Raw genomic sequence first — 25,622 nt, 5'->3', positions numbered from 1 at the left:
CCTATTCAACCTTTGCGGACTTCACGGACGCGCCTTCGAGCGAACCGATCTGGCGGATATGGTGCTGGAGCGCCAACCGGTCGATCGAAGCGATCGGAAGATTGACAAAGGCTGTGATGCGGTTCTTCAGGAAGCGGGCCGCCTGTGCGAAGGCGCGCTGGATCTCGATTTCCGTGCCAACGACGGCGGCTGGATCTTCGACGCCCCAGTGCGCGGTCATGGGATGGCCGATCCAGACAGGGCAGGCTTCGCCGGCCGCACTATCACAGACGGTGAATATGAAGTCCATCTCCGGGGCGCCTGGTTCGGCAAAGACGTCCCAGCTCTTCGAAGAGAAGCCCGTCGACGGATATCCGAGCGCCTCAAGTTCCCTGATGGCATGAGGGTTGACCTCGCCCTTGGGTTGGCTGCCCGCGGAGAAGGCTCTGAAACGTCCGCCGCCTTCCTTGTTCAAGATGGATTCGGCCAGAATAGAGCGTGCGGAATTGCCCGTGCACAGGAAGAGCACGTTATAGGTCTTGTCGGTCATGGTCGTGATCCGTGGTTCGGAGACTAGTCTAGTTGAGGTTCGACGCTAGTTGAGCGTCAGTTCATGCATGCTTCCGATCCGTCTGGGGAACAGCACGGTGTCAAATCGGCGATAAGTGGCGCACAAAGCGCGGCATTACCTCCACAACAGTCCTTGAGCAGGAACAGCGTGAGCGCGCGAAACCCTTCAAGGTCCGCCCGATAGATGATGGAGCGGCTCTGTCTCTCGCTTTTCACGATCCCGGCCCGCGACAGGGTCGCCAGGTGGGCGGACATGGTGTTCTGCGGCACATCCAAAAGGCGTGCCAGTTCGCCGGCCGGAATGCCATCCGGCTCGGCTTTCACAAGCAGACGGAAGGTTTCGAGCCTTGTCGTCTGCGCGAGGGCGGCCAATGCCGCGATTGCGTTTTTTGATTCCATATATCCAGAATAATGGATTTATTATTGGTGTCAACGAAGATCGTTGAAGCTGGTTAGCAACGAAATGACAATTGCGAGATCCGCAGGCGGGTGGTTGCAGGATACAAACGCGCTGACTGCCCACAACACGACGGCTCTGCCGAGACGCCACCCAAAAACTGTTTAACGTCCGCGTCAACGATACCGGGTAAATTCTGACGATCCACTCGGAGGAAGCCGCATCATTCGCCAACCGGGACTTTGCAATGCTCCAAACCAGATTCGTATTTCCTGAGGCTGGCGGAGACACAACACATCTGCGTGAGGCCGCTTCCAATTTTGGCAGCGGCGTGCCAAATCTCCAGGCATGAAACTCGCCAGGGCCATACATCACCTGTTTCTGGTCGTCGCCATGCTTGCGGTCGTCATCGGCCCTGCAAGCATTGGGCTGGCGGCTAGCGCCATGGCATCGCCCAATCCGGCGATGACTGCAGAAATGGCCGGCCCGATGTCCGGAATGCAGATGGCAGAGCACATGCCCTGCTGTCCGGAACAGAAACCGGTCAAGTCCGATTGCTTCAAGGGCTGTATTCTCGCACTAATCTGCACAACCTCCTTCTCTGCCCAAAGCCCCGACATTAGCGACTGGTCGGGTGCCATCTCCTGGCAGTCGCATCGCTACGACCTATTGCCCGCGTCACAACTGACCTCTGCTCCGGTCGATCCTCCGGCCCGCCCTCCAAAAGCATGATCTCACGGCATTCTTGAAACCGCTTGAGGCTTTCCTGGGACGCTGAACAGCGTCTCCACAACGCCGATGGCCAATCAAATCTGACCCAAGGACGTGATCTGCGAGATCTGTCCGAACGAGATCTGAACCATGAACAAGACTTCTCTTTCCGGAGGAGCGATGCTCCTCGCCGGAATTCTGATCGCCGGCTCCGCAACCGTTTCCTTCGCAGCCTCGAAGGACTACGAGTTCCAGCCGGTTTCGACCGATGTCAAACAGGGAGAGGGATCACTGATCTCGGTCCGCCTGATCGACAAGCGAACCGGCAAGCCCGTTCCCGATGCAGTCATCTTCACCACCCGCATGGATATGGCGCCGGAGGGCATGGAGATGATGACAACCCCCGTGGTCGCCGCGACATCGAGCGAACCTGGTATCTATGCGTTCAAAACCGATTTCACCATGGCTGGCGGATGGCGCTTCAAGCTCGCCGCCAAGGTGCAGGGCGAGCCCGACACTGTCCAAGGTGAAATCGTCCTGAAGGCGGCCCCTTGAACACGCCATCACGTGTGGCAGCCACGCTCTCCCTCGCCGTATTGCTCGGCGGGGGAGGCTATTGGGCTGGCACGAACAACCTGGGCTCCATTCTCGGCATCGATCTGGCTGGGAAGGCTGTTGCAACGCCTATCGCGGATAGAAACGCGCCCGCAGGTGCGATCATCTACTACCGTCATCCGGACGGCCTGCCGCAATTCTCGTCAGCTCCGAAGAATACGGACAAAGGTCGCCCCTTCATTGCGGTACATGCCAGCGAAGATGTGAGCTTCGATGACATGAAGAATGCCCCTTCATCGACGAAAGCCGCCGATGCCGCACCTCCGGCGCCGTCTGAAAAGGGCCGGATCCTCTACTACCGCAATCCCATGGGCCTGCCCGATACCTCTAAGGCGCCGAAGAAGGATTCCATGGGCATGGACTATATCCCGGTCTATGAGGGCGAACAGCCCGACGCCGCCACCGTCAAGGTTTCACTCGGCAAGCTGCAGCGCACCGGCGTGAAGACGGCCCTGGCGACGATGTCCAGCATCAGCCGCAGGATTGTCGTACCCGGCACCGTAGCGCTCGATGAGCGGCTAGTGAGCATCATCTCGATGCGCGCGGATTCCTTCATCGACGCCGTCGCCAATGTCACCACCGGCGATCATATCGGCAAGGGCGAGACGCTGTTTCGCTTCTATTCGAAGGAAATCGCCAGTGCGGCTTCGGAATATGCCGCCGGGCGCGATGGATCGCGCGGCAGTGACGATGCAGGACCGGCACTTCGTCTGAAGAATCTCGGCGTTCCGCAGGAAATCATAGACAGTATTGCGAGAACCCGTCAGGTGCCGACGAGCATGGCCTATACCGCGCCGCGCGACGGTATCATTCTCGATCGCCCGGTGACCGCGGGGATGATGGCGAAGTCCGGAGACGAGCTATTGCGTATCGCCGATACGTCCAATGTCTGGGTGATGGCCGAGGTTCCGGAATATGACCTGACCTCCGTCCGGATTGGAGCCGAGGTCAATGTCAGCGTCAGGAGCCTTCCCGGCAGAACGTTCAGAGGCGCCGTCGATCTGATCTATCCACAGGTCGACATGCAGACGCGCACGACCAAGGTCCGTATCGAACTTCCAAATCCCGATAGCGTGCTTTTGGCCAATATGTATGCCGATGTCGAGATTGAGGCTCTAGTGCCGGATCCGGTCGTCGCCGTCCCCAACGGCGCCATCGTCGATACCGGCGATCGCCAGATGGTCTTCGTCGATAAGGGCGAGGGGAGGTTCGAGCCGAAGGACGTCAGGTTGGGCGTGCGCGGCGACGACATTACGGAGATCCGTCAGGGCATTGTCGCCGGAGACAAGGTGGTCGTGTCAGCAAACTTCCTGCTCGATGCCGAAAGCAATCTGACTTCGGCGTTGAGCGCCATGGGCGAGGAGGCAAAGCCATGATCTCGCGCGTCATTTCCTGGTCTGCTCACAATCTGGTTTTGATCTTCGTCGGAGCGGCGCTTGCCGTGGCCGGTGGCGTCTATGCATTGCGCTCACTGCCGCTCGACGCCATTCCCGATCTCTCCGACGTGCAGGTGATCGTCTACACCGAATATCCGGGACAGGCACCGCAGGTGGTTGAGGACCAGGTCACCTATCCGCTGACGACGTCGATGCTGACGGTGCCGAAATCGAAGGTCGTTCGCGGCTTCTCCTTCTTCGGGGTTTCCTTCGTCTATGTGATCTTCGACGACGGCACTGATCCCTATTGGGCCCGCAGTCGCGTGCTCGAATATCTGAACGCCGCCCAGAGCCGGCTGCCACAAGGCGTCAGCCCGACGCTCGGGCCTGATGCGACGGGCGTCGGCTGGGTCTACGAATACGCTGTCGTCGCCAAGGAGCTGTCACTGGCCGAACTGCGCTCGTTGCAGGATTGGGTCGTGCGCTTCGGCGTCTCCAAATCCGAGGGCGTGGCCGAGGTGGCGAGCGTCGGCGGTTTCGTCAAACAATATTCCATCGTCGTCGATCCGGCCCGCCTCAAGGCCCAGGGCATTTCGCTCGACGATGTCGCCAAGGCGGTTCGCGCCAGCAATGCCGATGTCGGCGGGCGCACGATCGAGCTGTCGGAATTCGAATTCATGGTCCGCGGCCGCGGCTACCTGAAGGGCATTCCGGATATTGAGGCCATTGTCCTGAAGAGCCAGAACGGCGTGCCGCTCAGGCTCGGCGACGTCGCCAGGGTCGAACTCGTGCCAGACGAGAGGCGCGGCATCACCGAACTCAATGGTGAAGGCGAGGTGGCCGGTGGCATCGTGCTGCAGCGTTTTGGCGCCAATGCATTGACCGTGATCGACAACGCCAAGAAAAGCATCGAACAGATCAAAGGGAGCCTGCCGCCTGGAACCGATATCGTGCCCGTCTACGATCGCTCGACCCTGATCGAGGCGGCCATCGAGACCCTCAAGGGCACTCTGGTGGAGGAATCCATCGTCGTCGCACTGGTGACGATCGCCTTCCTGCTGCATGTCCGCAGCGCATTCGTCGCCATCATCATGCTACCCGTCGGAATCCTGATCGCCTTCATCGCCATGAGGCTGCTCGGGCTTGGCGCGAACATCATGAGCCTTGGCGGCATTGCGATTGCCATCGGCGCGATGATCGATGCCGCCATCGTCATGATCGAGAATGCCCATAAGCATCTCGAAAGGGCGCCGCCTGACAAGGCGCGGGTGGACATCCTCGTTGAGGCGGCAAGCGAAGTCGGACCGGCGCTGTTCTTCAGTCTGCTGATCATCACCGTCTCGTTCTTGCCGATCTTCACGCTGGAATCGCAGGAGGGCCGGCTCTTCGGTCCGCTCGCCTTCACCAAGACCTTTGCAATGGCGGCGGCCGCCCTGTTGTCGGTGACGCTGGTGCCGGCGCTGATGGTGTTGTTCGTCAGGGGACATATCGTGCCGGAGCAGAAAAATCCGGTGAACCGCTTCCTGATCTGGCTCTACCGTCCCATCATCTCCGCTGTCCTCAAAGCGAAGACCCTGACGATTGTCGGTGCGTTGGCGATCCTGGCGGCGACTGTCTGGCCAGCCCAGCACATCGGCAGCGAGTTCATGCCCAATCTAGATGAGGGCACGCTGATGTATATGCCGACGACGCTGCCCGGTATCTCGGTCACTAAGGCGGGTGAGTTGATGCAGACGCAGGATCGCATCATCAAGTCCTTCCCGGAAGTCCAGACGGTCTTCGGCAAGGCTGGCCGCGCGCTGACCGCGACCGATCCGGCGCCGACCGAGATGTTCGAGACGATCATTACCCTGAAACCGAAATCCGAATGGCGACCGGGCGTCACCATCGACAGTCTGAAGCAGGAGATGGATGCGGCCCTGCAGTTTCCGGGTGTCTCCAACGCCTGGACCATGCCGATCCGCGGCCGCATCGACATGCTCTCGACCGGCATCCGGACCCCTGTCGGTGTCAAGGTCTATGGCACCGACCTCGGCGAGATGGAAAAGATCGCCCGGCAGATCGAAGGAGTCCTGAAGGGCATCCCAGGAACGTCGAGTGCCTATGCCGAGCGGGTGATCGGGGGATATTATCTCGATATCCTACCCAACCGCGCGGCACTTGGCCGTTATGGACTGACCGTCGACGACGTGCAGAGTGTGATCGGCATGGCGCTCGGCTCCGAAGTCATAACCTCGACCGTAGAAGGGCGTGAGCGTTATGGCGTGGCGATCCGCTATCCACGAGCGTCTCGCAGCGACCCGCAGGCCATCGCCAGAGACGTGCAGGTGTCCTTGCCCGGCGGTGGAACCGTACCTCTTGGAGAAGTCGCCGACGTGAAGCTGACCCGCGGAGCGACCACGATCCGCACCGAGAACGGCCAGCTCGCGGTCTATGTCTATGTCGACATCGCCGGCCGCGATCTGGGCGGTTATGTCGCCGAGGCACAGCAGGCCGTGGCGAAATCCGTCCGCATGCCACCTGGCTATTCGGTCGCCTGGAGCGGGCAGTTCGAGTATTTGCAACGGGCCGAGGCAAGGCTTGCGATCGTCGTGCCGCTGACGCTGGCGCTGATCTTCCTGCTGCTTTATCTCAACTTCAAGGCGCTGACCGAAACGATGATCGTCATGCTGTCGCTTCCCTTCGCGCTTGTCGGCGGCATATGGCTGATGTGGTGGATGGGGTTCAATGCCTCGGTGGCGGTCGCGGTCGGCTTTATCGCGCTGGCGGGTGTCGCAGCCGAAACAGGGGTGATCATGTTGATCTATCTCGATCACGCCATGAAGGAGCAGCGCGAGATTTGCGAAAGGGAAGGGCGTCCATTCTTAAAACCCGACCTCAACAAGGCCATCATGGTCGGCGCGGTCGAGCGCGTCAGGCCGAAGATGATGACGGTTGTCGCCATCATGGCGGGTCTCGTTCCCATCCTGTGGAGGACTGGCACCGGCTCCGAGATCATGCAGCGCATTGCCGTACCGATGATCGGTGGGATGGTGTCGTCGACATTGCTGACGCTCGTCGTCATTCCGGCCGTCTACGGTCTTATCAAGGGGTGGCGGTTGCCATCGACATCAACGACCGGGATGCCCGCTCACGAGAGTGACGGCGGGCTCGCAGCCGCTGAATAAAGCAGGGGTGGGTGGGCGTTGAAGCCCGCCCATCTTGCATCCTTCTGGAATGGACTGCCGCAATAGATCGGCTGCCTTGAGGCACGGCGGACCTGACGATCAGATCGACCGTGCAGCCCATGGCTTAGCGCGCGGTATAGCGTGCCTTGATCTTTGCCGTGCCGATCATCTTGACTATGGCCGCTTCATCGGCGCCAAGGCTCAAATCCGAAACCATGATAGGTTTGGCGAATTCGATCTCAATGGAAAAGAATCCAGTCGGGTGCGGGATGTCCTCGATGAGGCGAATGAGGGCCTGGCGCGACTCCCGATCAATCTGGGTGTCTGGCGTGGCCGTCAGCGAGGCTATGGCTTTCGTCTTGGCGCCTTCCACCTGCGGCTCTATTTCGGGCTGGTCGTCGCCCGGCTTGCTAAAATAGAGCAATGAGGCGCTTGCCATCGGCCCGACCAAAGCTTCGAACAGACCTTGATTGTCGAGCCTCAGCCGAAGCCGCGATAATCCGACATGACCTGAGGCCAGCAGCGCCTGCGGCGTCGTGTCTTTGTCCGTCACCAGATCGGCGGAAACCGAGATGAGCCCGGTCCGCACGCTGGTAACTTGAATGTTTTCTACTTCGAAGCGTCCGTCGGCCGGAAACCAATGATAGGAGGCCGTGACGTCCATCGGCCATTGCTGAAGCTTGGTGATGTAATTTGTCACAGGGCTTGACGTGTGAAACCGCCAGGTAAGGCCCTCGACGGCCAGCCGACCCCAAGTCGGGATTGTGGACATGTCCTTCTTGATCCCGGCGAAATTATCCGCCTCGATCTCGGCCCTCTTGAATACCCAGGTCTGATAGCTTGACGTTTCGATCGCGCCGTCAGTCATCACGCAGCCATTGGGGCGATCCTGTATTTGGGCATCGTCGCCAAGCTTGACTCCGTATTCGTCAAGCAGGGCAGTACACCTTGGTGTGGATGTATCTGTCGGCGCCGCATCGGCAAGAGCAGGGCCGAGTGCAATCAAAATGGCAGTAGCAAGAAGAGGAAGGCGCATGATGCGGAGCGGTCCATTTTTGTTCGTATCATCCGGGCCAATAGGCCCCCTCGGGCGGCATCTCGATGGGACTTGGCTTGCCGGTCGACGCGGGTTTGTCATCAGCCTGCTTGCGGTTTCGCATGATCGATGCGGCCACAACTGCAGAACGAATCTGATGACGTCATAGGGGCATAACCGCCAACCGTCAAATGAGGGTACCGGCGATTTCGGCTTGCCTTGAAGTGCTGGCGGCAACGAATTCGAAGACGGGCCGACCGGAGCGCGCAGGCTTTTCCGGTTGCATTTTGTGCAGGTTGCAAAATTCCGGCGGTTGATGTCGTCCGCGCCTGCAGGCAAGGTCGTTCACGAACAATCGCGAGGCAGGGTATCGCCGATGGGATGGGAAGCACTGAGGCAATGGGATGAAGGCGCGGTCCGCATCGAACCACTCGCTGGCGGAGTTGCCAACGACGTTTGGAGCGTTCGCATCCGAGGGCAGGTCGCCGTTGGTCGCCTGGGTCAAAGGAGCGACGCTGATCTCGCATGGGAGACGAAGCTGCTCCAATACCTCGACCGTGAAGGTATGACCGTTCCGGTGTCGATCCCGACGACTGACGGGCGGCTCTTTGCGGACGGTCTGGTGGTGATGAAATATATGGAGGGCGGCTCGCCGGAGACAGCGGCGGATTGGCGGCGCGTTGCCGATACGCTCGGTGAACTGCATCGGTTGACGCAGGGCTGGCCGCAGCGCCCGGGCTGGCGGTCATCGACCGGCTTTCTGCATGCCGACAGCGGAACGAGGGTCAACCTTGCGGCAATGCCGCCTGAGGGCGTTCGTCGATGCCGAGCCGCGTGGGCGCGGCTCATCGGGCGTCAGACATGTGTCGTTCACGGAAACCCCAACAACCCTCACAATATCCGTATGACGGCAGATCACGTCGCCTTGATCGACTGGGACGAGTCGCATGTTGACGTCCCCGACCTTGACCTGGTGCTGCCCGACAACGCGGCCTGCCTTGACGACGTCACCTATGATATCGCCGAACAAGCCTCCGCCGCATGGGAGGCTGCCGTCTGCTGGAAAGACGACTACGCGGTGAGGCGGCTTGCCCAAGTTCGAGCAGTCTGAATGTCTTCCACAGACCGGCGATGGGATGCCTTGTCTTCGCTCAGTGATGCTTAGCTTGATGGTGCGATTGCGATCGGCCGAGCGTCCGTCAGATTTCCAGGGCAACCCCGATCGCGATGATCGCCAGGACCAGGGCGGCAATCATCGCGTAGATCCAGTCACGCTCGCGCAGGAAAATCGCCAGCATCAGCCCGACGCGAGTAATGGGCAGGAGAATGAAGACGGCGACCCCCAGCTTCACCAGATCGTGGCCGGTGAGCGGCAGCAGGAGCGAGGGTGGCAGTGGAACGGCGCCCAGGAGCATGCCGGCGGCAATCAGTGCGGACGCGAACCAGGTGCCGTACCACAGCAGCGCTGCGATGATCTGCTCTCGACGCGCAACACTATTGGAAGGGGGGATCATGCTGAAGCTCCCGGAAGATGGATACCGAAGGCACTCAGACACATCTGAACCGCCAACAGAACCAGAATAACCACGAAAAACACGCGTAGCATCTCGGCCGGAAGCCACATCAGCAGGCGTGCGCCGACGAGCGCGCCCACAACGGAGCCAAGCGCGATGGGTCCGGCAATTCCGATATCGATGTCGCCACGCATGAAATAGGCCGCGGCGCTTGCTGAGGCCGTCACTCCGATCATGAAGTTCGACGTGGCGGATGAAACCTTGATGGGAAGCCGTAGGGCCGTATCCATCGCGGGGATCTTCAGGACGCCGGAGCCTATCCCCAAAAGCGCCGAGACCAGCCCAGCCCCATACATCAGCATCAATGCCAGCGGGACCCGCCCAACTTCGTAGGGGATGGCTTCTCCTGTCGCCTTGTTCGGGAAGCTCGAATGCAATCGCAGAACCGTCGCCCAGCCCCGCACGTCAGGGGTGCGCGCATCGAGCGTCTCCTGCCGCCGGGCGAGCATTTGCCTTGCGGAGAGCACCAGGATCGCCGCAAAGAGACCGTAGAGAAACGAGGTGGCCACGATCCCGATAAGAAACACCCCGGTCACCGCCCCAAGGGTTGTCGCCGTTTCAAGGACTATGGCAAGCCGGATATTGGTCAAGCGACCCTTTAGGAAAGGAGCCGCGCTGCCACACGAACAGGCGATCACCGAAACGATGCTCGCTCCGATAGCGGTGTGAATGTTTACTCCGAAAAATAAGGTAAGAATGGGCACGATGAAGATGCCGCTGGCCATACCGAGCACCCCACCAAGCGCACTTGCACCGAAGGCGGCAATGAACAGCCACAATATTTCCATATGCCTTCCTTCCGCGTCACCATGTCCGACGCAAAAGCCGAGCCAGCGGGGCGATGAGATTGATTCGATTTGCGCAAGTTTAAGGCTTTTCGCGCCCGATAGGCCACTGTTGGGACCAAATCATGCTCTCTCCGCTGTGGTGGAGCACCCTGCGGTTCATTCCCAAAAGCGCAGTCGCTCTTACTGCGGTTCCGTCGTCTCAGGTGCGATCAAAGCACCTCTCTCTGCTTCCGCGGCCGTGATTTGTGCGAGCAGCAATTCGCGACGATCGGGATCTCTGCAAATTTCGCCTTTAAGGTGTCTGGCTGCCTCCTTGCGGAGAGCGTCAATCCGGGGGCACATAATGGTCAGATGAGACCCGGTGGTAGATTGCCTCGCGAGTCACATATCCGACCGGCCGCATTCCTGCTGAATGCTCGATCAGGCAGCCGAGTTGGCGCGGGTGAGCTTGGCAATCTTCTTGATGTGGTTGACCGCAGCGATGCCCCCGTCCGTCTTCGTGAAGAGGTCGAGCTTTTCATCGTCATCGTTAGCGACAGGGGTCCAGCGCCTTATCCATATACGCCTTCGCATCGGGATCTCTTGCGAGAAAATATGCAGATGCCGCCAACCTCACGATAGTACCCGCCAAGCTTACATGCTTGGCGAAGGTCTCCCAGGCGAAGCGAGGCCAGAAAAGGGCGGGATGTTCGCGTGGCAGGGCCGGGCGCCGTTCGGAGGGATGTTTCAACCTCAGCAGACCGCTTTGTAGCGGATGAACATTTTCCAACGGAACGGTGGTGGCAAATGAGACCAACACCTTGACGAGGCTCGCCAGCGGCACGCCGGTCGCAATCGCTCTGCGTAGCAGCGTTTTCATATGTTTCGGCGAATAATAAAGCGACCATGCTTCGTGGTAGATATTTTCCCATTCCTGTTTGCTCATTTTCGGATGAGCGGTGCAGACGTGTTCGACATCGTAAATATTGAGGTCGGGATCCATCGCGACGCCCGTCTTCCACAGCGTCTGATGATCCTCGGATCCGGGCAGCGGCGTTAGAATGAAAAACTCGATGACGTCGAGCGGCAGCTCTTCCTGAATGATGGCGATATCACGCCGGATCGACTCCGGCGTATCCGCAGGGAAGCCGAGAATATAGCCGGCCAGCGTCATGATGCCTTGCGCCTTCCAGGCAAGCAGCATCCTACGGTATTCGGTGATCTTGTTCTGGTTCTTTTTGGCGGCTGCAAGGTTATCCGGATTGACATTCTCGAGCCCGATGAAAACGCGGGTCACGCCGGCACGCTTGGACTTTTCGATGAAATTGGGGATCTTGTGGCATAGCGTGTCGACCTGGATCATCAGTCCGAGCGGGATCCCATCCCTTTCCTTAAGCTCGATCAGGCGATCGAAGATCGCTTCCCAATCCTTGTTGCGCGCGAAATTATCGTCCGTGATGAAGAATTTGTGGATACCCTGCGCCCAGTTCATCCGCACCAACTTCTCGACATCGTCCGCGGAACGGAAACGGGACTTGCGTCCCTGGACGTTGATGATGGTACAGAAGGAGCACTGATAGGGACAGCCGCGTCCCGCGTCGAAGCTCGTGCTGAGACCAAGGGTGCCGTGGATATTGTCTTTCGGCAGAAACGGAACCGGCGTGCCGCCAATGCCCGGCAAGTCATCCATGAAATTATAAAGGGACTGCAATCGGCCGAAGGCAGCATCCTGCAGCAGGCGATCGAGCCGACCTTCCAGTTCGCCGGCAAAGATGGAAATCTCCATGTCACGGCAGGCCTCAAGCCCCACAGCTTGACCGTCCAACATCGACAGACAACCCGAGACATGAAATCCACCGATGGAAACCTGGATCTGGGCGTCGCGGAACGGCTTTGCGATGTCGAGTGCACGCGGATATTGATTGGATTGAACGCCGACAAGGGCAACCATGCCGAAATTATCGTTCCGGCGAAGCTTGTCGACGAGCGCCGAAATATTGACCCGCGTATTGGTTTCGTCAATCACGGTGATGTCGATGTCGACATCTGGCCCGAGCACCTGACGTTCAACGCAATCACTCGCGATGCCGTAGATTGCCGCCAGCGAGTTTGATGGGATCATGGCTCGCCACCAGCGGATCACATATCCATCATCATCGTAGTGCGATGGCTTGATCATAATCAGCTGAAAACGCCGATTTAAGGCCTGCCGAACATGTGGCAAAATCTATCTTCCTGTTGAGCGACCGATCCGGGCCACAGCGAAGTTCGGACAAACATGGTGCGAGGGGCAGCCCAATTCAACGGGCGGCTTCCAAGTTAATCATTTGGGCCTCGTTAAAACGTCGGAGGACGCACGGGATAGGCGCGGATGTCCTGTATGGCGCCTCTTGAGCCAAGAGGGCTGCGAACTTACGCTTGATTGTCGCCATCGGACCCTGTAGGTACCTCGGTAGAACGCGACTGCCGTCATCTATAGGACGGGGTCGGGTGGCCGATTGACGTCACGCTGCTGACACGAGACTACGTGGCCGTTCTTTTTCGATTTCGTGCGAGAATGTGCCTCGCCGGCAAACCCGGTTTTGGCTCGTCGGAACGTGGAGAAGTTTCAAGCGCAAACGTTTGCTATTGCAGGGATAATCGTTCCTGGGCAATCGGCAATTTCGGCGAGGCGATCACCTCGTCTCGAATACGGAATTGCAATGAGTTGGGATCTGAACAGTTCCGCGGCCTTTTCCTCAGCGTTCGAAATAGCTTTCGGTGAGGTCATCAGGCCGCCGCGGCCCACAGAATATGCATGCTAAGTCGCCGCACCGATGTGACGCCGAGCGAACCGGGCATGCTCCAAAACGTTTGCCAGCCGCCCCGTCGCCATATCCGCCTCCGCAGCCGTCAACCCTGAGAAACCCAAAAGCAGCCGTGGTTCCGGCGAGGCGGAGACATGCATGGGCGAGACCGGAATGACGACGACACCGCCCTTCAGCGCAGCCTCGGCTAGCGCCTGGTCATCGGTCCACGTGCCGGTGCTTCTGACGGTGAAATGAATGCCCTGTTCGGGCACCGGGGCGATCAGGTGAGCAGATAGCCGCTCCTTCAAGAGCAAGGCGAGATTGTCGCGGGCGGCGCGGTGGCTCTCCCGCAGGCGGCGCAGATGGGCCGGGAAATAGCCCTCGTTGAGAAAATCGGCGACGACGAGTTGGTGAAGTGGTGCCGGGAAGCGGTCAATAATCGGGCGGACTGCGCGGAAGGCGGCGACGAGATCATCGGGAACGATCAGATAGCCGACGCGGAAGCTCGGCAGCAGCGCCTTGCTGAAGGTGCCGGCATAGATGACCCGCCGCGTCGCATCGAGGCCCTGCAGCGAGGCGATCGGATGGCCATCATAGCGGAATTCACTATCGTAGTCGTCCTCGATGATCCAACTGCCGCGGGCCTGTGCGAACGCGAGCAGCTCCAGCCGGCGCGCCAGCGGCAGGGCCGAGCCCGAAGGATATTGATGCGACGGCGTGACGTAGATCGCCGCCGGCGCCGGGCCGTCATGGAGAGACAGCCGGTCGGTGATCAGCCCCTCGCCGTCGACAGGCAGACCGGCGATCTCGGCGCCGTTCAAGAGGAATGCGAGCCGGGCCGGGGGATAGCAAGGATCTTCGATCATCACGCTGTCGCCGGGCGAGACGAGCACTCGGATGGCGAAATCCAGCGCCTGTTGGGTGCCTGAGGTGATGAAGATCTGAGCGGGATCGCAGCGCACGCCGCGCGAGGCGGCAAGATGGGCCGACACGGCCTGGCGCAACGGAAGCTCGCCCTGCGGATCGCGGTAGCGGTCGCTGGCGTAGTCGATATGGCGGTGGGCGAGCCGCTTCAAGAGCCCGGCGGTGCGCTCGTCATGGATCACGCGGCCGGTGGCAAAGGCGACCTGGGCTGGCGGCAAAATGTCCGTGCGCATCGCCAGCCGCGCCGCTGTGGAAATGCCGCGTCTCGCGCTGTGGTCAGCAGCCTCCGGCCTGCCGCCGCTTCCGATTGGCATCGGCGGCAGACCGGAGGCGACATAGGTGCCGGAGCCATGCCGCCCCTTAGCGTAGCCTTCGGCGATCAGCATCTCATAGGCCTCGGCAATCAGCCCGCGCGACAGCGACCATTCGACGGATGCCGTTCGGGTCGAGGGCAGTCGGTGGTCTGGCTGCAATGTCCCCGCGACGATGCCGTCGCGCAGCTGCAGATAGAGCTGACGCACTGCGGGGACAGACGAGGACGCATCGATCTCAGGCAGGAAACCGGCCGCCGCACTTTCGCGACGGAGAGTTCGTGCGCCGATCTGGCTGGGCGAAGTGGCTTGCATCGTAGACTCGAAGTGGCTCTGGATATTCTATCCACTATTAGCTTTTATCAAGCCACTTTCAACCGCTGCTCGGAAATTCCCATGCGCCAGTCTGCTGCCCCCTTCCTCTTCACAGGCACCATGCTTGCTGCGGCAGGTTATGGCGCTACCTTTCTGTTCTCGGCCTACTACCGCGCCCATGGTGGCAGCGATGTCGATACAGGACTGACGCTCGGCGCCGCCATGGTGGGAACATTTACCGGTGTGCCACTGGTCGGCTGGCTTTCCGGGCGGGTCGATGCGGCGCGCATGAGTGCTATTGCCACTGCTGCCGTGGCGCTCGGGTTTCTCCTGCTTGCCTTCGCTGGGGGCAGCGGCTCCGGCTTACCGCTCGTCTCGGGCTTTCTGATCGGGCTCGGCTGGGGTATGTTTTATATCGGCGCGCCGATGGCGCTTTCCGAGCGGGTCACCGACGCCGATCGCGGCTTCTGGTTCACCCGCTTTGGCGCCTTCCAGATGGCGGGTATCGGCGGTGGCCCTGTCATCCTCAATCTTGTACTGACGCAGGCGGGACTTGCGGTCGAGACCACCTTCATGCTGGTGGGCGCCGCATGCCTTGCCGCTTCCGTCCTGCTCTGGATCTTCGGCTCGATGGCGCCGGGCGCGCCGCGAACGGCCACACTTCGCGTCTGGGTACGCGATATCGGCGTGATCGCCCGCAGCGCCTCGATCCGCCCGATCGTGATGGTCGCGCTCGGCGCCTGCGTTTTCTCCGGGTTGCTGACCTTCCAGTCCTCGCTGGTCGAAGGCACCACCGCCACCGCCTCGACCTTCTTCGCCGTTTATGCGGTTACAGTCGTTGCCGCCCGACTGGTGCTTGCCCGCCTTTTGGCAACGCTGCCGCAGGCGCAGCTTGCCTGCGCTCTCTTGACCTCGATGTGCCTGGGTGTCGCCGCAATGTTCGGTATAGGCATCCATCCGGCCTTCCAGATCCTCTCGGCGATCCTCACCGGCATCGGCTACGGTCTCGTCTATACGGTCATCCAGACCTGGGCCGTCAACGACACCGAACTCCGCTACCGCCATGCGGCGCTGACCTGGTTCGCGATGTCCTATTTCGTGGGCGTCTTCGGTTTTCCTGCCGTTGGCGGCTGGGTGCTCGTCCATTTCGGCCGGAACGTCTTTCTTTCCATCATGCTCGCTGCAGCGCTGATCGAGCTCGCCATCGCGGCAAGCATCGGTTGGCGACTGAGTGCCAGCAAACGCGAGATAAGACGTGCTCGTTCTTGAGACGTATCCCCCGGAACAACCATCCGCTGCCCGAGAAGCCGCCGCCGCGTATGGAGGCTGTAAACTCAGCGTTCGCAGGCGAGGGAGGGCGGTATCTTTTCGGATGGAGTGAAGCTGAGTGATTTCACCCCAGCTCTGCGCAAAGGATAATTCTGCTAATTGAGGTATGCGTCAGCCCGCATAATTTGCTGTCCGATACGCTCCGGGTCGATGAGCGAATAGATTTCGCGAATGCGACCATCCTCGATCATGAAGACCATCACGGAAACCGGCCCATGATCACTTTCGACAATAACGCCCGTCGAACCGTTGACCAGGACCCATCGCAGGTTCGCGTTCGCAACGGCGAAACTGGCCGCTCGCCGAGCTACCTTGTCTGAACCCCGAAGCGTTGCGGTGGCCGCTACACGCAAGATCCCGCCATCCGAAACGAACGTCACGTCGGGATGCAGTATCCGCAGCAGATCGTTGATGTCTCCACGCTGCGACGCCGCAAAGAAGGCGGTCACGACGTCTCTTTGCTTCTGCCGATCTTTTTCGAACCGGGTGTCGGGCATATGCTGTATCCGGCGGCGGCCCCGGCTGGCCAGCTTGCGCGCTGCTTCAGGTGTCCGATCGAGCATCGAAGCAATATTATCGAAGGAAAAGCCGAAGAGATCATGCAGAACGAAGGCTACCCGCTCAGCCGGTGCCAAAGTCTCCAGCACGACTTGGAGAGCAAAGCCGACCTGTTCCGAAAGGTGAACGTCGTGCTCGGCCCCGGTTTCGTTGACATCCGTAATAAGCAGGTCAGGCAAAACGAGCCCGACCGCATTTTCCGGGCGTGCTTTCCGCGCTCGCAGTTTATTGAGACAAACCCGCGCGACGACGGTGGTCAGCCAGCCTTCGATATTCTCGATTTCCCCAAGATCGATGGGCCGCTTGCTCATGCGCAGCCAGCTATCGTGCAGGGCGTCGTCGGCATCGGCTATATTGCCGAGCATTCGGTATGCCAGTGCCTTGAGCCGTAAGCGGCTCCGCTCGAACTGTTCAGTCAGATTTTTATCTTGGCTCATCGGTCACATCCGCGCGGTCTGAGGTGTCACTAGCTTTGACACGCCATCTGGCTGAGATGTGACAAGGAACCGATTTCAACATGTCAAAAACTGCCGAACAACCTTTTGTTTCCAACGATCACTTGCAAGATGCAGCTCCCGATCGTCGTCGACTTCGTTTGACGCTGCTGGCAATGTGCATCGCCGCTTTCATGATCCAGCTCGACGTGACCATCGTGAATGTTGCGCTCCCGACAATCCAGAAGAGCCTGGGCTCAACCGTGGGGCAGATGGAATGGGTGCTCAGCGGGTATGCTCTAGGCCTTGCCGCCTTCATTCCTCTTGCGGGTGCAATGGGTGACCGGCTCGGTCACAAATCGATCTTCACCGCTGGCCTGATTGTCTTCGGCATCGGCTCTATTGGCTGTGCTCTCGCCGCGGACAGTCCGACGCTCATTGCATCGCGAATGGTTCAAGGCGTCGGCGGAGCGGCAATTCTGGCGCTGACTCTGGCTATTCTCAAGCGGGTCTATCCTGCGTCGGTGCGCGGTCGCGCAATCGGAACCTGGGCTGCAGTCGGAGGCACCGGCTTCGGGGCTGGGCCTGTGATTGGCGGCCTGTTGCTGGGTTCTTACGGTTGGGCATCGATCTTCTGGGTCAATATTCCTTTTACGGCGCTGGCTATTTTCCTGACACTGCTCGCAGTGCCGGAAACGCGTCATGCCACAAGCATCCGGGCAGTCGATGCTCGGGGCATCTTTCTGGCCTCGCTGGGACTGACATCTCTGACCTTTGGATTGATCGAAGCAACGAGCGGACCATGGAGTGACCCGTGGACGCTCACTCCTATATTGGGCGGTTTTGGCTTGCTTGGTGGTTTTGCCTGGTGGCAGCGCCGTGCGTCTGAGCCATTGGTTCCTGAGAGTTTGCGTGGTGCACGCAGTTTTGTCGGAGCCTGTCTGATCTACTTCACAAGTTACACGGCATTTGCTGGCACGCTTTATTATGTAACCCTGCTTTTCCAGAACATCAAAGGATGGTCCGCGCTGCAAACTGGGCTGTCGTGGCTGTTAATGAATATCCCGTTTCTGATTTTCGCCCAGCTCGCGGGCCATCTTGAAGCACGGTTCTCGACGCGAACTATCATTACCGCAGGCTGCTTCCTCTCGGCCCTTGGCGTTGCAACGCTTGCGGGCCTGACGGACGTTCCTTCGTTGGACTATGCGGCCATCGGCTACGTCTTATCGGGCGCCGGCTTCGGCCTGCTTGTGCCGGGGGTCACACATGTCGCTATGCGTGACGTTCCCCCAAATGCGGCGGGTGCCGGGTCGGCCATCTTGAATTGCTCGAGGCAGTTGGGAACAGCGACCGGTTTGGCCACGATCGGTGCCTTGGGTTCTGCTGCAACAACCAGTCGTCTCGCGGACGGCATCATGCCAATCCCCCTCAATCGTGAGGCTCTTTCAAACGTCATTAGTGGGCGAGCCATCGAAACTTTGGGGGGAAATCTCAGAGAGATCGCCGTCGCCGCCTTTATCCATGGCTATCGAGTTGCACTCACAGCCTGCGTTCTGTGTCTTATCGCTGCAGCCCTCGTTTCAGTGTCCGCACTCCGAGCGAAAGAATAAATGCCAGTGTGATGCCGCCCAATTCTTCGCTCCCGCGTCATGCCGAATCAAAAGCGCGGTCTTGCGGTTCGGGCCAATCGGACGAATGGGTCTCTCGACGCTGTTGTTGCCGATGTCGATGCGGCCATCGGCCAGGACGATGGGGGGGGACAGGGTTCGGACAGAGAGGACAGCGTGGGAGCAGGACACCAATACCTGTGAACGATTCGAGCACAGGCACCTTTGGCTCTACCGGAAATCTCGTCAGTCGGAGGCGCTGTCGAGTCATCCTTCAATCTCGATCAATAAGACAGAGAGATGGTTATGGCTGCCGCGACGCACCGATCTTTGTCAGATCGTGCGACATATCGCGTGAATGCAAACGGCATCTACGCCTGCAAAGACGACAGCCTGCCTAATCTAGCCAGGCTGTCGCAAGCACGTGATTACAGTACGCTAACGTTCTCGGCCTTCGACTTGCCGGTCTTGCGGTCCTGGCCGACTTCGAAGCTGACCTGGTCACCCTCCTTGAGCGAGCCGCCGCGCTGCAAGGCCGACACGTGAACGAAGACATCTTGTCCGCCATTCGACGGAGTGATGAAGCCAAATCCCTTGTCTTCGTTGAAAAACTTTACGGTACCTGTAGGCATGACTTTTCCTTTTAGATTTTCATAGCCGTTCTATCTCGACAAATGTTTCTATAGCGCGATCCCAGCGTCTATCAATCGGCGCAACCGGAATTGGTGAGTATTTTGGCAAATCTGCTGCTTCCTGGAACCTTTTGATGCTTTTGCGGCGGCTTCGAAGCAGGGAAAAGCGGTAATTTGATACCTCAACGCATTTCGGCTGTCTCATCCGACGTGCAACCTGATTGTCTGCGCGGGTGATCGACTGGTCTGACGTCGGGGAGTCGAACGGCTTGGCGTGCTAATCCGATCAATGTTGCCAATAGGCCTTTGCAAAGGCCGGAGCATTCAAATGCCAACGCAGAATGCGCTGTGCGGTCGCACTGCATTGTTAGCTTCGATTTCGATGATTTCAGACTGATTGACCCAAACTGGGACGTGAATATTCGCAGCAGATTTACAGGGTTCCGACAGGTGGGATCCCGGCCGCCTCCGGATTGGATGGTCAAAAATGGATGGTCACTCTCGCTTGGCACTTGAACAAGTTTCGTCTAATGTTCATAATAATATGAAGTTTCGGACAAGGGCAGGCTCAGTTCGAGCTTGTTGCTGTTCTGTGAAATATTGAGAGGCACGATTGTGAGGGCATTATGCAGCGCCTACAACGCCTTGCAAAAGGCAGCTTACCCAGTAAAAACCTAGAGACGCTTAAGCGAGTATTTGATCAGGTGGTAGGAGAGGCTCGATCCGAACTCGACGAGCAGCGCCGCGATCGCTTGGCCCTGCGACTGATCTGGTTGTTCCGATGTGGATTGGTCAATCCCGCCCATTTGGAGCGGATTGCGATGCTTTGGGAGCTGACTGATGATCAGCTCGCCAAATCGAGAACAGGCTACAAGACGAAGTCGTCTTTTCCCGGGTTCGGTGAGCCATGATGGCGCCACTTGATCGGCACCTGCCTCACCAAAAAGGTATGAAATGGTGCTGATCCAATGCACGATGGCGCGGGTCGCGCTGGGATGGGCGCTCGCGACTGACCAACGGCAGTGGGGTAGGGGTCGCTGCAAGGACTCGGATTTGCCGCCAGCATAGAGACCGCCAGGCGATCCTCAGGCATAACTTAGGTTGCAAGACTCCGGCGAAAAGGGTGGCAAGGGCCGGTTCGGCCGTTAGGTCAACGGAAGCTACTCATGACAGCGCCGCCAAACCCGGGTCCTCAGCCGATGGGCTGCGACATTCGCTTGTCCATCAACCGATCGATGGCCTCATAGCTAGCCCTCGTGAGCGGCGACAGCAATTGGAGCCGCCCGGTCATTGCTGCTCGGCATCATCGTAGACGCGCCGATTTTCTTCTATCCTGGGCAAGTTGTCCGTGAGCCAGGAGTTGATGGTCTCCAAGGCTTGTAACATTCCGGCTCCCATTTCGGTCAGTTCGTATTCGACGCGTGGCGGTACCTCCGGAAAGTAGTAGCGCGAGACAAGGCCATCTCGCTCCAGGTTTCGCAGCGCGAGCGTCAGCATGCGCTGCGTGATCCCTTCAATTTCTTTCTTGAGCGCGGAGAACCGAAGCCTTTTCCCGCGTGCAAGTGAGAGATGCCAAAGGACCTGAACGGTCCATTTATCTCCCAGCCGTCCGCAAATGCCATTGGACGGCAGCGGTCTAAAACCGCGTCCGCCGTCAGGCTGCTTGTTCGATTTAGCAACGACCGTGGGTTCCAAAGCGTATCATCCTTGTGCCTGAGGCTGCGAAATGTGCTGTCTTCCGATGCGATTCAATTCGTATATATGGATAGCCCTTGTTCTGAGCGAGGGTATCCCATGATAAATCACAGACGTCCGATCCTGGTATTGGGAGCGACGGGTCGACAAGGCGGATCGGTCGCCAAAACACTCCTGGAAGCACGCTGGAATGTTCGCGCTCTTGTTCGCGATCCGACACAACCGGCATCGGCAGCACTGCGGCAGCAAGGTGTCGAGCTGGTACGCGGGTCCTTTGACGACGCCGAGGCAATGGCCGCTGCAATGAAGGATGTTCATGGCGTCTTCAGCGCCTTGCCATCCAATCTGTCGGCGGAGGACGAGGTCCGGTATGGAACTTCGATCGCCGATGTGGCCGCGGAGAGCCGCATCGATCACTTCATCTATTCTTCCGGCGCGAGCGTCGGCAATACGCTCACCGGGGTTGCGCGTTTCGATGCCAAGCCCCGCATTGAAGCGCACATCCGCAAACTGCCGCTGACCGCAACTATTGTGCGACCGTTGATTTTCATGGAAATGCTCCTTCGCCCGGGCTTCGGTCTGGAACAAGGTCGGCTGACGTCTCTGATCCGGCCGGATCATTCGATGCAGTTGATCGCCGTTGACGACATCGGAAAAATTGTTGCTGCACTGTTTGCAGACAAACCACGCTTTGCAGGGATTACAATAAAAATTGCCGGCGACCGGGTGACCGGTCACGAGCTGGAAACTGCCTTTTCTGACGTCGCTGGACAAACCATCACCTATGCCCGGTTTCCAGATGCGGTATTGGCAGCCAATGCGGATCTCGCGCATATGGCGGCCAGTCTGGAGAACGGGCCGCTTGCAGAGCTTGCCGATCTGAATCTCATGCGCGAACTCAATCCGGAACTGCTCTCGTTCAGATCCTGGCTTGCCAGCCGCGACCGCAAGGCGCTCGATGCCGCGTTCGGAAGGAATGGCGAGGTGGACCAGCCCGGTTGACCCTAGTCTTGGCAGCGGCGTTGGCTATTCGTCGGCCTGCGGCCCGACATCTCCGACAGCGGATGAGCTGTTTCACTTCATCGTCACTCATTGACGCGGACGCGCTTCGCCACAATAAGGTCAAGCCGAAAAATGTGGTAAGCGCCACAGTAACAACAACAGGAGCGTATGAATGAGCGAACCGACCGTAGAAGATGCAATCAACCGCATTTATGTATCGCTCCAGGCGGACAATACCGATATCGACTTGCATATAGCCGATCTCAAGGAAGCCTTGAAGCGGGCGGGTTTGAAAGAGGCCGTCTTCGACCCGACTAAGCTCGTGCAAAACAATCGCTCCGGCAGAAAGCTTATGCAGGCGTACTTTCGGCAGCGCGGCGTGACGGTGAAATTCAGCGGCCCGTGATAACTCTAACGGCGCTAGACGGGCCGTCATGGTGTCGAGGGAGCTTCCGATGACGCGATCGGCTGGGCGTTGGTTCCAATGATCCGGCCGATCGCCAGCTGCAAGCGCGTCGCTTTACACAGTTTCCGTGTGGGTTTTACGAGCAAGAAGCGTATGCCAATGCAACGGCAGAAAGCTGCTCGCTTGTTCCATAATTAAGCTTATCTGTGATTAGCCGGCTAAATGGGTGCATTCACTTTCCAAGTGCGACATACAAATGATTTCAATGGTTTCGCTTTGGAGATTTTGACATGTCCCGCTGCTATTCGCAATTCACCCTCGCCGATCGACGACGCCTTCATCATCTTATCGAGCGCAAGGTTTCGATCAACGAGATGGCGCGCCAGCTCGGCCGCCGCCGTTCGACCATCTATCGTGAGATCCGTCGCAATACCTTTCGGGATCACGAGCTTCCTGAATACAGTGGTTACTTCTCGACAGTTGCTGATGACATCGCCAAAGAGCGGCGTGGACGCTTGAGAAAGCTCCGTCGCCATCCGCATTTGCGTCGCATGGTGATTGAGAAACTGCAGGCCTATTGGTCACCGGAGCAGATTGCCAGCCGTCTGCTGGCCGACAGCGTCAGCCTGGTTCGCATCTGCGCCGAGACCATCTACCGCTTCATCTACAGCAAGGAAGATTACGGGCTTGGCCTCTATCGATATCTGCCCGAGGCGCGCCGCAAACGCCGCCCGCGTGGATCGAGGAAGCCGCGAAACAGCGTGTTTCCAGCCAGCCACCGAATATCGCAACGGCCTGATTTTATTGATGATCGGACGCAGTTTGGTCACTGGGAGGGCGACCTCCTGATCTTCGAACGCGAACTCGGACATGCCAACCTCACCTCAGTGGTCGAGCGCAAGAGCCGCTACACCGTCATGCTCAAGAACGCCAGCCGCCACTCGCGCCCGATCATGGACAAGATCATCGAAACATTCTCTCCTTTGCCGGCCTTCGCACGTCAGAGCATTACCTTTGATCGCGGCACCGAGTTTGCCGGCTTCAGGGCTTTGGAAGATGGCATAGGTGGCGCAGCTGGTTCTGCGATCCCAGTGCACCCTGGCAGAAAGGTGCGGTCGAAAACGCCAACAAACGCATCCGCCGCTTCATGCCAGGCGACACTGACCTGGCCGAGGTGCCGCAATCGGCCCTGGTTCAACTCGCTCACCATCTGAACAACCTACCGAGAAAATGCCTGGGCTATAAGACACCAACCGAAGTGTTCATGGCACATTTGCAAGCGGGTAGCTGATCCCCTACCCTCAAAACTGGCCATGATGCACTTGGAGCAGATTCTCCAAAACCCGGCATGCTCCTAAGGATCCGAGCTGTCAGATCCTCGGCCTCCCGAAGGCATTCTCAATTGCGAATACGGTACATGTTGTAGGCAATGTAGACGCCCTGCATCATCTTCCTGTGCAGGTAAATGCGGTCGTCAACATCTTGCGACACGATTGTCCCAGCGCTGATCCGGCAAACTTCGCGAGGCTCAATGCCGCTGTTGTCGATAAGCAAAGCTTCGTCTGCGGACTTCAGAGCCTCCGAAAGTTTATCTAGCGATCCCCAATACCGCCGCTCGATGACATCCTCAGGAATATCATGGCCACCCTTCTGCACCCGGCGCTTCACACGCTCGATGTTCAGGTCAACGGACTCCAAGGCAACGTAAAAGAGGCCGACAAAAAACCCGGCCGCCTTGGCGTCCCGCATCACATTGAGGGCCTGATAGCTGCTTAGAGTGGTCTCGAAAATGAAGGAAGTCTTGGTTTCGATCATCTCAGCAATTTTGCGGATAGCAGCCTTGCCTGCGGCCATGGCCGCCGCCCGACCGTCAATGGTTCCGGTCAGCTCTTTCGCGATCTCGTCGGCATTGATCCAAACGCCGTCGAGCTGCAGCTTCGCATAAGCCGAGGATTTGCCGGACCCATTTGGGCCGCCCAGGATGATGCATGATGGTTGGGGCAATTACCGCCTCAAGGCAGCAGGAACACGCACGTACTGTTCGTGTTCGTCGCGATCCTTGGCCTCGTTTTCGAGATCCTTGTCGGAGATCGGCAGGCCCAGACGGCGGCTCTCGGCAATTGCTTCCCGGCCGATCTGCTTCAGGGCTTCCTTGTGTTCGTCGTACTTTTTCAAAAGCATCGTTGATCTCCTATGCGCTGAATATAGCGCTTCCCGCCCCTGACAGCAAATATCGCTTGTTTCAAGTTTCGCCGACAGCAACATTTTTTCAATAGGTCGCGGGAGACGGCCTGTGTCTTCGGACCAAGCCCGCACGGCATCCCCCGTTCCTATCTCTGAGCCTAGACCTGACCCTTACATGTCGGGGTTCTTTTTGCCCTGCAGGCCGATTTCCAGATCGACAGGCTCGTAGCTCGGCGCATCGATATCGTCGGCTTCACCTTCGAAAGCATCTGCTGGCAGTTTCGCGCCGATGGGTTAGCGCTGATCCGATACAAGACCGCATTTGCCTCGATAGACATTCCGCGGAACACCTCAGTCAGCTTCGCATAGTCGGATGATCCCTCATCAGCCGCAGCCAGCTCGCGAGCGAGATCGATGATCGGCTCCGGTAGCAGGTCGAGGATCCTCTCAGGTGGTAATGTGGCTCGGCTCATCAGCCCCCTTTCTTCTACTCCTTTAACTCCGCCGGGCAGAGTTGGCGGCGCGTGCCGCGCCTTAAGGAGGCTGACCAGTATAGTGCCCATGAGTTTCGTAACATGAATGAAGGCGTCGGTTACTTCATATTAGTTGGCCTCGTTTTTCTTTGGATCCTGCGCTGATATGACGAGCTGGGTAACATTGTTTTCCTCGTCTAATTCGAGCCGTAAGGAGCGGTACGCGGCCAAGACGCAGTGCCCGATTGACCGCAGCCTGCCGATCCATCTGAGCTTTTCGCGCAGCGAGCCCGCCCTGGGCAGCTTGCCGGGCCCTTTCCCATTCGGCTTTTATCACTTCGGTTTCGGAAGAACGGCGCCTTTCGACCTTCTGGCGCCGGATCCCGGTCAACGTATAGTAGCTGCGCATAAGATGCTCAACATCGCCGACCCTGTGCGGGACGAGTGAGCCTCGGAAGCTCTTGGCTCTCGCAGACGCCTGCCTGAGAGCTTCGTAGCGTGGGTCCGAATTGACCTTTCATCGGCCCTGTTGCAACAGCGCCATGACATTTCGCGTTCATCTGTTGATGCCAATGAGATTGCTTATGAATTCACGGTTCTGGCGTTCCGATCTGTCGTTTTGTAAACAGAACCCGCCACCAACGCCTGTTGATTTCCGCCAGGAACTGACCCCCTCGTGGAGTGAACCCTTCGGGCTGGACCACGGGACACGGAAAAACTGATACACTCTGCGGGGCTCAATCGGAGAAGGCTCATGAAGTCCCGAGGTCC

Annotated in this window: 21 protein-coding genes and 3 pseudogenes; 11 read left to right on the top strand and 13 right to left on the bottom strand. The window is 58.7% G+C overall.

The window, feature by feature from the left end; all coding sequences use genetic code 11:
• Window position 1: 1 nt before the first annotated feature.
• Together ACIQJ2_RS25930 and ACIQJ2_RS25925 are read right to left on the bottom strand one after the other, a co-directional pair.
• Entirely contained in the window at window positions 2-529 is a 528-nt protein-coding gene (locus ACIQJ2_RS25930) for an arsenate reductase ArsC (RefSeq protein WP_400670315.1), read from the bottom strand.
• A gap of 56 nt (window positions 530-585) precedes the next feature.
• Window positions 586-948, bottom strand: a complete 363-nt coding sequence (locus ACIQJ2_RS25925; protein WP_400670313.1) for an ArsR/SmtB family transcription factor — start codon at window positions 946-948, stop codon at window positions 586-588.
• A gap of 346 nt (window positions 949-1,294) precedes the next feature.
• Between ACIQJ2_RS25925 and ACIQJ2_RS25920 the strand changes: the two genes are divergently transcribed.
• The 4 genes from ACIQJ2_RS25920 (at window position 1,295) to ACIQJ2_RS25905 (ending at window position 6,815) form a co-directional block, all read left to right on the top strand.
• Window positions 1,295-1,678 (top strand): hypothetical protein, encoded by a 384-nt coding sequence (locus tag ACIQJ2_RS25920; protein ID WP_400670311.1) that lies wholly within the window; start codon window positions 1,295-1,297, stop codon window positions 1,676-1,678.
• A 129-nt stretch (window positions 1,679-1,807) separates the two neighbouring features.
• Entirely contained in the window at window positions 1,808-2,212 is a 405-nt protein-coding gene (locus ACIQJ2_RS25915) for a FixH family protein (RefSeq protein WP_400670309.1), read from the top strand.
• On the top strand, window positions 2,209-3,648 hold the full coding sequence (locus ACIQJ2_RS25910; protein ID WP_400670307.1) for an efflux RND transporter periplasmic adaptor subunit: 1,440 nt from the start codon (window positions 2,209-2,211) through the stop codon (window positions 3,646-3,648). Before ACIQJ2_RS25915 ends, ACIQJ2_RS25910 begins: the two co-directional genes overlap by 4 nt.
• On the top strand, window positions 3,645-6,815 hold the full coding sequence (locus ACIQJ2_RS25905; protein WP_400670305.1) for an efflux RND transporter permease subunit: 3,171 nt from the start codon (window positions 3,645-3,647) through the stop codon (window positions 6,813-6,815). The genes ACIQJ2_RS25910 and ACIQJ2_RS25905 overlap by 4 nt, the downstream gene beginning before the upstream one ends.
• 124 nt (window positions 6,816-6,939) lie before the next feature.
• Here the strand turns inward: ACIQJ2_RS25905 and ACIQJ2_RS25900 are convergent, their stop codons facing one another.
• Complete coding sequence (locus ACIQJ2_RS25900) at window positions 6,940-7,851, bottom strand: hypothetical protein (protein WP_400670302.1); 912 nt, start codon at window positions 7,849-7,851, stop codon at window positions 6,940-6,942.
• A gap of 376 nt (window positions 7,852-8,227) precedes the next feature.
• Between ACIQJ2_RS25900 and ACIQJ2_RS25895 the strand changes: the two genes are divergently transcribed.
• Window positions 8,228-8,962, top strand: coding sequence for a phosphotransferase (locus ACIQJ2_RS25895; RefSeq protein WP_400670299.1), 735 nt, complete (start codon window positions 8,228-8,230; stop codon window positions 8,960-8,962).
• A gap of 88 nt (window positions 8,963-9,050) precedes the next feature.
• Here the strand turns inward: ACIQJ2_RS25895 and ACIQJ2_RS25890 are convergent, their stop codons facing one another.
• From ACIQJ2_RS25890 to ACIQJ2_RS25875, 4 genes and pseudogenes are all read right to left on the bottom strand, one after another.
• Window positions 9,051-9,365, bottom strand: coding sequence for a DUF1634 domain-containing protein (locus ACIQJ2_RS25890; RefSeq protein WP_400670296.1), 315 nt, complete (start codon window positions 9,363-9,365; stop codon window positions 9,051-9,053).
• Window positions 9,362-10,213 (bottom strand): sulfite exporter TauE/SafE family protein, encoded by an 852-nt coding sequence (locus ACIQJ2_RS25885; protein WP_400670293.1) that lies wholly within the window; start codon window positions 10,211-10,213, stop codon window positions 9,362-9,364. The genes ACIQJ2_RS25890 and ACIQJ2_RS25885 overlap by 4 nt, the downstream gene beginning before the upstream one ends.
• Before the next feature lie 420 nt (window positions 10,214-10,633).
• Window positions 10,634-12,416 (bottom strand): annotated as a pseudogene (locus ACIQJ2_RS25880) (B12-binding domain-containing radical SAM protein).
• 576 nt (window positions 12,417-12,992) lie between these two features.
• Window positions 12,993-14,531, bottom strand: coding sequence for a PLP-dependent aminotransferase family protein (locus ACIQJ2_RS25875; RefSeq protein WP_400670290.1), 1,539 nt, complete (start codon window positions 14,529-14,531; stop codon window positions 12,993-12,995).
• An 81-nt stretch (window positions 14,532-14,612) separates the two neighbouring features.
• Here ACIQJ2_RS25875 and ACIQJ2_RS25870 point away from each other — a divergent pair, with 81 nt between their 5' ends.
• Window positions 14,613-15,800 (top strand): MFS transporter, encoded by a 1,188-nt coding sequence (locus ACIQJ2_RS25870; RefSeq protein ID WP_400670287.1) that lies wholly within the window; start codon window positions 14,613-14,615, stop codon window positions 15,798-15,800.
• Between the two features lie 155 nt (window positions 15,801-15,955).
• Here ACIQJ2_RS25870 and ACIQJ2_RS25865 read toward each other — a convergent pair whose 3' ends face one another.
• The gene (locus ACIQJ2_RS25865; protein WP_400670286.1) at window positions 15,956-16,855 is read right to left on the bottom strand and encodes a sigma-70 family RNA polymerase sigma factor; all 900 of its coding nucleotides are present in this window, start codon (window positions 16,853-16,855) and stop codon (window positions 15,956-15,958) included.
• 80 nt (window positions 16,856-16,935) lie between these two features.
• Here ACIQJ2_RS25865 and ACIQJ2_RS25860 point away from each other — a divergent pair, with 80 nt between their 5' ends.
• Window positions 16,936-18,462, top strand: a complete 1,527-nt coding sequence (locus ACIQJ2_RS25860; RefSeq protein WP_400670284.1) for an MFS transporter — start codon at window positions 16,936-16,938, stop codon at window positions 18,460-18,462.
• 15 nt (window positions 18,463-18,477) lie between these two features.
• Here ACIQJ2_RS25860 and ACIQJ2_RS25855 read toward each other — a convergent pair.
• A pseudogene (locus ACIQJ2_RS25855) lies at window positions 18,478-18,603 on the bottom strand (transposase); the annotation flags it as partial.
• Window positions 18,604-18,887: 284 nt separating this feature from the next.
• Entirely contained in the window at window positions 18,888-19,091 is a 204-nt protein-coding gene (locus ACIQJ2_RS25850; RefSeq protein ID WP_199093616.1) for a cold-shock protein, read from the bottom strand.
• Window positions 19,092-19,717: 626 nt separating this feature from the next.
• On the opposite strand from ACIQJ2_RS25850, the gene ACIQJ2_RS25845 reads away from it, so the two are divergent.
• Window positions 19,718-20,002 (top strand): hypothetical protein, encoded by a 285-nt coding sequence (locus tag ACIQJ2_RS25845; RefSeq protein ID WP_400670280.1) that lies wholly within the window; start codon window positions 19,718-19,720, stop codon window positions 20,000-20,002.
• A 376-nt stretch (window positions 20,003-20,378) separates the two neighbouring features.
• On the opposite strand, the gene ACIQJ2_RS25840 is transcribed toward ACIQJ2_RS25845, so the two are convergent.
• Complete coding sequence (locus ACIQJ2_RS25840; protein ID WP_400670772.1) at window positions 20,379-20,696, bottom strand: winged helix-turn-helix transcriptional regulator; 318 nt, start codon at window positions 20,694-20,696, stop codon at window positions 20,379-20,381.
• On the opposite strand from ACIQJ2_RS25840, the gene ACIQJ2_RS25835 reads away from it, so the two are divergent.
• The 3 genes and pseudogenes from ACIQJ2_RS25835 to ACIQJ2_RS25825 all read left to right on the top strand — a co-directional run bounded on the left by ACIQJ2_RS25835 (window position 20,661) and on the right by ACIQJ2_RS25825 (window position 23,485).
• The gene (locus ACIQJ2_RS25835) at window positions 20,661-21,788 is read left to right on the top strand and encodes an NmrA/HSCARG family protein (RefSeq protein WP_400670277.1); all 1,128 of its coding nucleotides are present in this window, start codon (window positions 20,661-20,663) and stop codon (window positions 21,786-21,788) included. The two genes, ACIQJ2_RS25840 and ACIQJ2_RS25835, sit on opposite strands and share 36 nt — an antisense overlap.
• A 172-nt stretch (window positions 21,789-21,960) precedes the next feature.
• Window positions 21,961-22,194, top strand: coding sequence for a hypothetical protein (locus ACIQJ2_RS25830; protein ID WP_400670275.1), 234 nt, complete (start codon window positions 21,961-21,963; stop codon window positions 22,192-22,194).
• Window positions 22,195-22,484: 290 nt separating this feature from the next.
• A pseudogene (locus ACIQJ2_RS25825) lies at window positions 22,485-23,485 on the top strand (IS30 family transposase).
• A gap of 107 nt (window positions 23,486-23,592) precedes the next feature.
• On the opposite strand, the gene ACIQJ2_RS25820 reads toward ACIQJ2_RS25825, so the two are convergent.
• Both ACIQJ2_RS25820 and ACIQJ2_RS25815 read right to left on the bottom strand, forming a co-directional pair.
• Window positions 23,593-24,198 carry a zeta toxin family protein gene (locus ACIQJ2_RS25820; RefSeq protein ID WP_400670273.1) on the bottom strand — a complete coding sequence of 202 codons (606 nt, stop codon included), beginning with the start codon at window positions 24,196-24,198 and terminating at the stop codon, window positions 23,593-23,595.
• Window positions 24,199-24,375: a hypothetical protein gene (locus ACIQJ2_RS25815; RefSeq protein WP_400670270.1), complete on the bottom strand. Its 177-nt coding sequence runs from the start codon at window positions 24,373-24,375 to the stop codon at window positions 24,199-24,201.
• Between the last annotated feature and the right edge of the window lie 1,247 nt (window positions 24,376-25,622).

This window comes from Rhizobium sp. NPDC092011, from assembly GCF_044756305.1.
Classification (GTDB): Bacteria; Pseudomonadota; Alphaproteobacteria; order Rhizobiales; family Rhizobiaceae; genus Rhizobium.
Note: the sequence above shows the minus strand (reverse complement) of the source record. Positions and strands in the feature narration are given on the sequence as shown.

Coding starts and splice junctions, on each gene's coding strand:
- ACIQJ2_RS25845 (WP_400670280.1), top strand. CDS start 19,718: ATGCAGCGCCTACAACGCCTTGCAAAAGGCAGCTTACCCAGTAAAAAC.
- ACIQJ2_RS25870 (WP_400670287.1), top strand. CDS start 14,613: ATGCGCCAGTCTGCTGCCCCCTTCCTCTTCACAGGCACCATGCTTGCT.
- ACIQJ2_RS25890 (WP_400670296.1), bottom strand. CDS start 9,365: ATGATCCCCCCTTCCAATAGTGTTGCGCGTCGAGAGCAGATCATCGCA.
- ACIQJ2_RS25865 (WP_400670286.1), bottom strand. CDS start 16,855: ATGAGCCAAGATAAAAATCTGACTGAACAGTTCGAGCGGAGCCGCTTA.
- ACIQJ2_RS25900 (WP_400670302.1), bottom strand. CDS start 7,851: ATGCGCCTTCCTCTTCTTGCTACTGCCATTTTGATTGCACTCGGCCCT.
- ACIQJ2_RS25885 (WP_400670293.1), bottom strand. CDS start 10,213: ATGGAAATATTGTGGCTGTTCATTGCCGCCTTCGGTGCAAGTGCGCTT.
- ACIQJ2_RS25915 (WP_400670309.1), top strand. CDS start 1,808: ATGAACAAGACTTCTCTTTCCGGAGGAGCGATGCTCCTCGCCGGAATT.
- ACIQJ2_RS25930 (WP_400670315.1), bottom strand. CDS start 529: ATGACCGACAAGACCTATAACGTGCTCTTCCTGTGCACGGGCAATTCC.
- ACIQJ2_RS25815 (WP_400670270.1), bottom strand. CDS start 24,375: ATGCTTTTGAAAAAGTACGACGAACACAAGGAAGCCCTGAAGCAGATC.
- ACIQJ2_RS25875 (WP_400670290.1), bottom strand. CDS start 14,531: ATGCAAGCCACTTCGCCCAGCCAGATCGGCGCACGAACTCTCCGTCGC.
- ACIQJ2_RS25905 (WP_400670305.1), top strand. CDS start 3,645: ATGATCTCGCGCGTCATTTCCTGGTCTGCTCACAATCTGGTTTTGATC.
- ACIQJ2_RS25850 (WP_199093616.1), bottom strand. CDS start 19,091: ATGCCTACAGGTACCGTAAAGTTTTTCAACGAAGACAAGGGATTTGGC.
- ACIQJ2_RS25835 (WP_400670277.1), top strand. CDS start 20,661: ATGCCAAAGGACCTGAACGGTCCATTTATCTCCCAGCCGTCCGCAAAT.
- ACIQJ2_RS25860 (WP_400670284.1), top strand. CDS start 16,936: ATGTCAAAAACTGCCGAACAACCTTTTGTTTCCAACGATCACTTGCAA.
- ACIQJ2_RS25925 (WP_400670313.1), bottom strand. CDS start 948: ATGGAATCAAAAAACGCAATCGCGGCATTGGCCGCCCTCGCGCAGACG.
- ACIQJ2_RS25895 (WP_400670299.1), top strand. CDS start 8,228: ATGGGATGGGAAGCACTGAGGCAATGGGATGAAGGCGCGGTCCGCATC.
- ACIQJ2_RS25920 (WP_400670311.1), top strand. CDS start 1,295: ATGAAACTCGCCAGGGCCATACATCACCTGTTTCTGGTCGTCGCCATG.
- ACIQJ2_RS25830 (WP_400670275.1), top strand. CDS start 21,961: ATGAGCGAACCGACCGTAGAAGATGCAATCAACCGCATTTATGTATCG.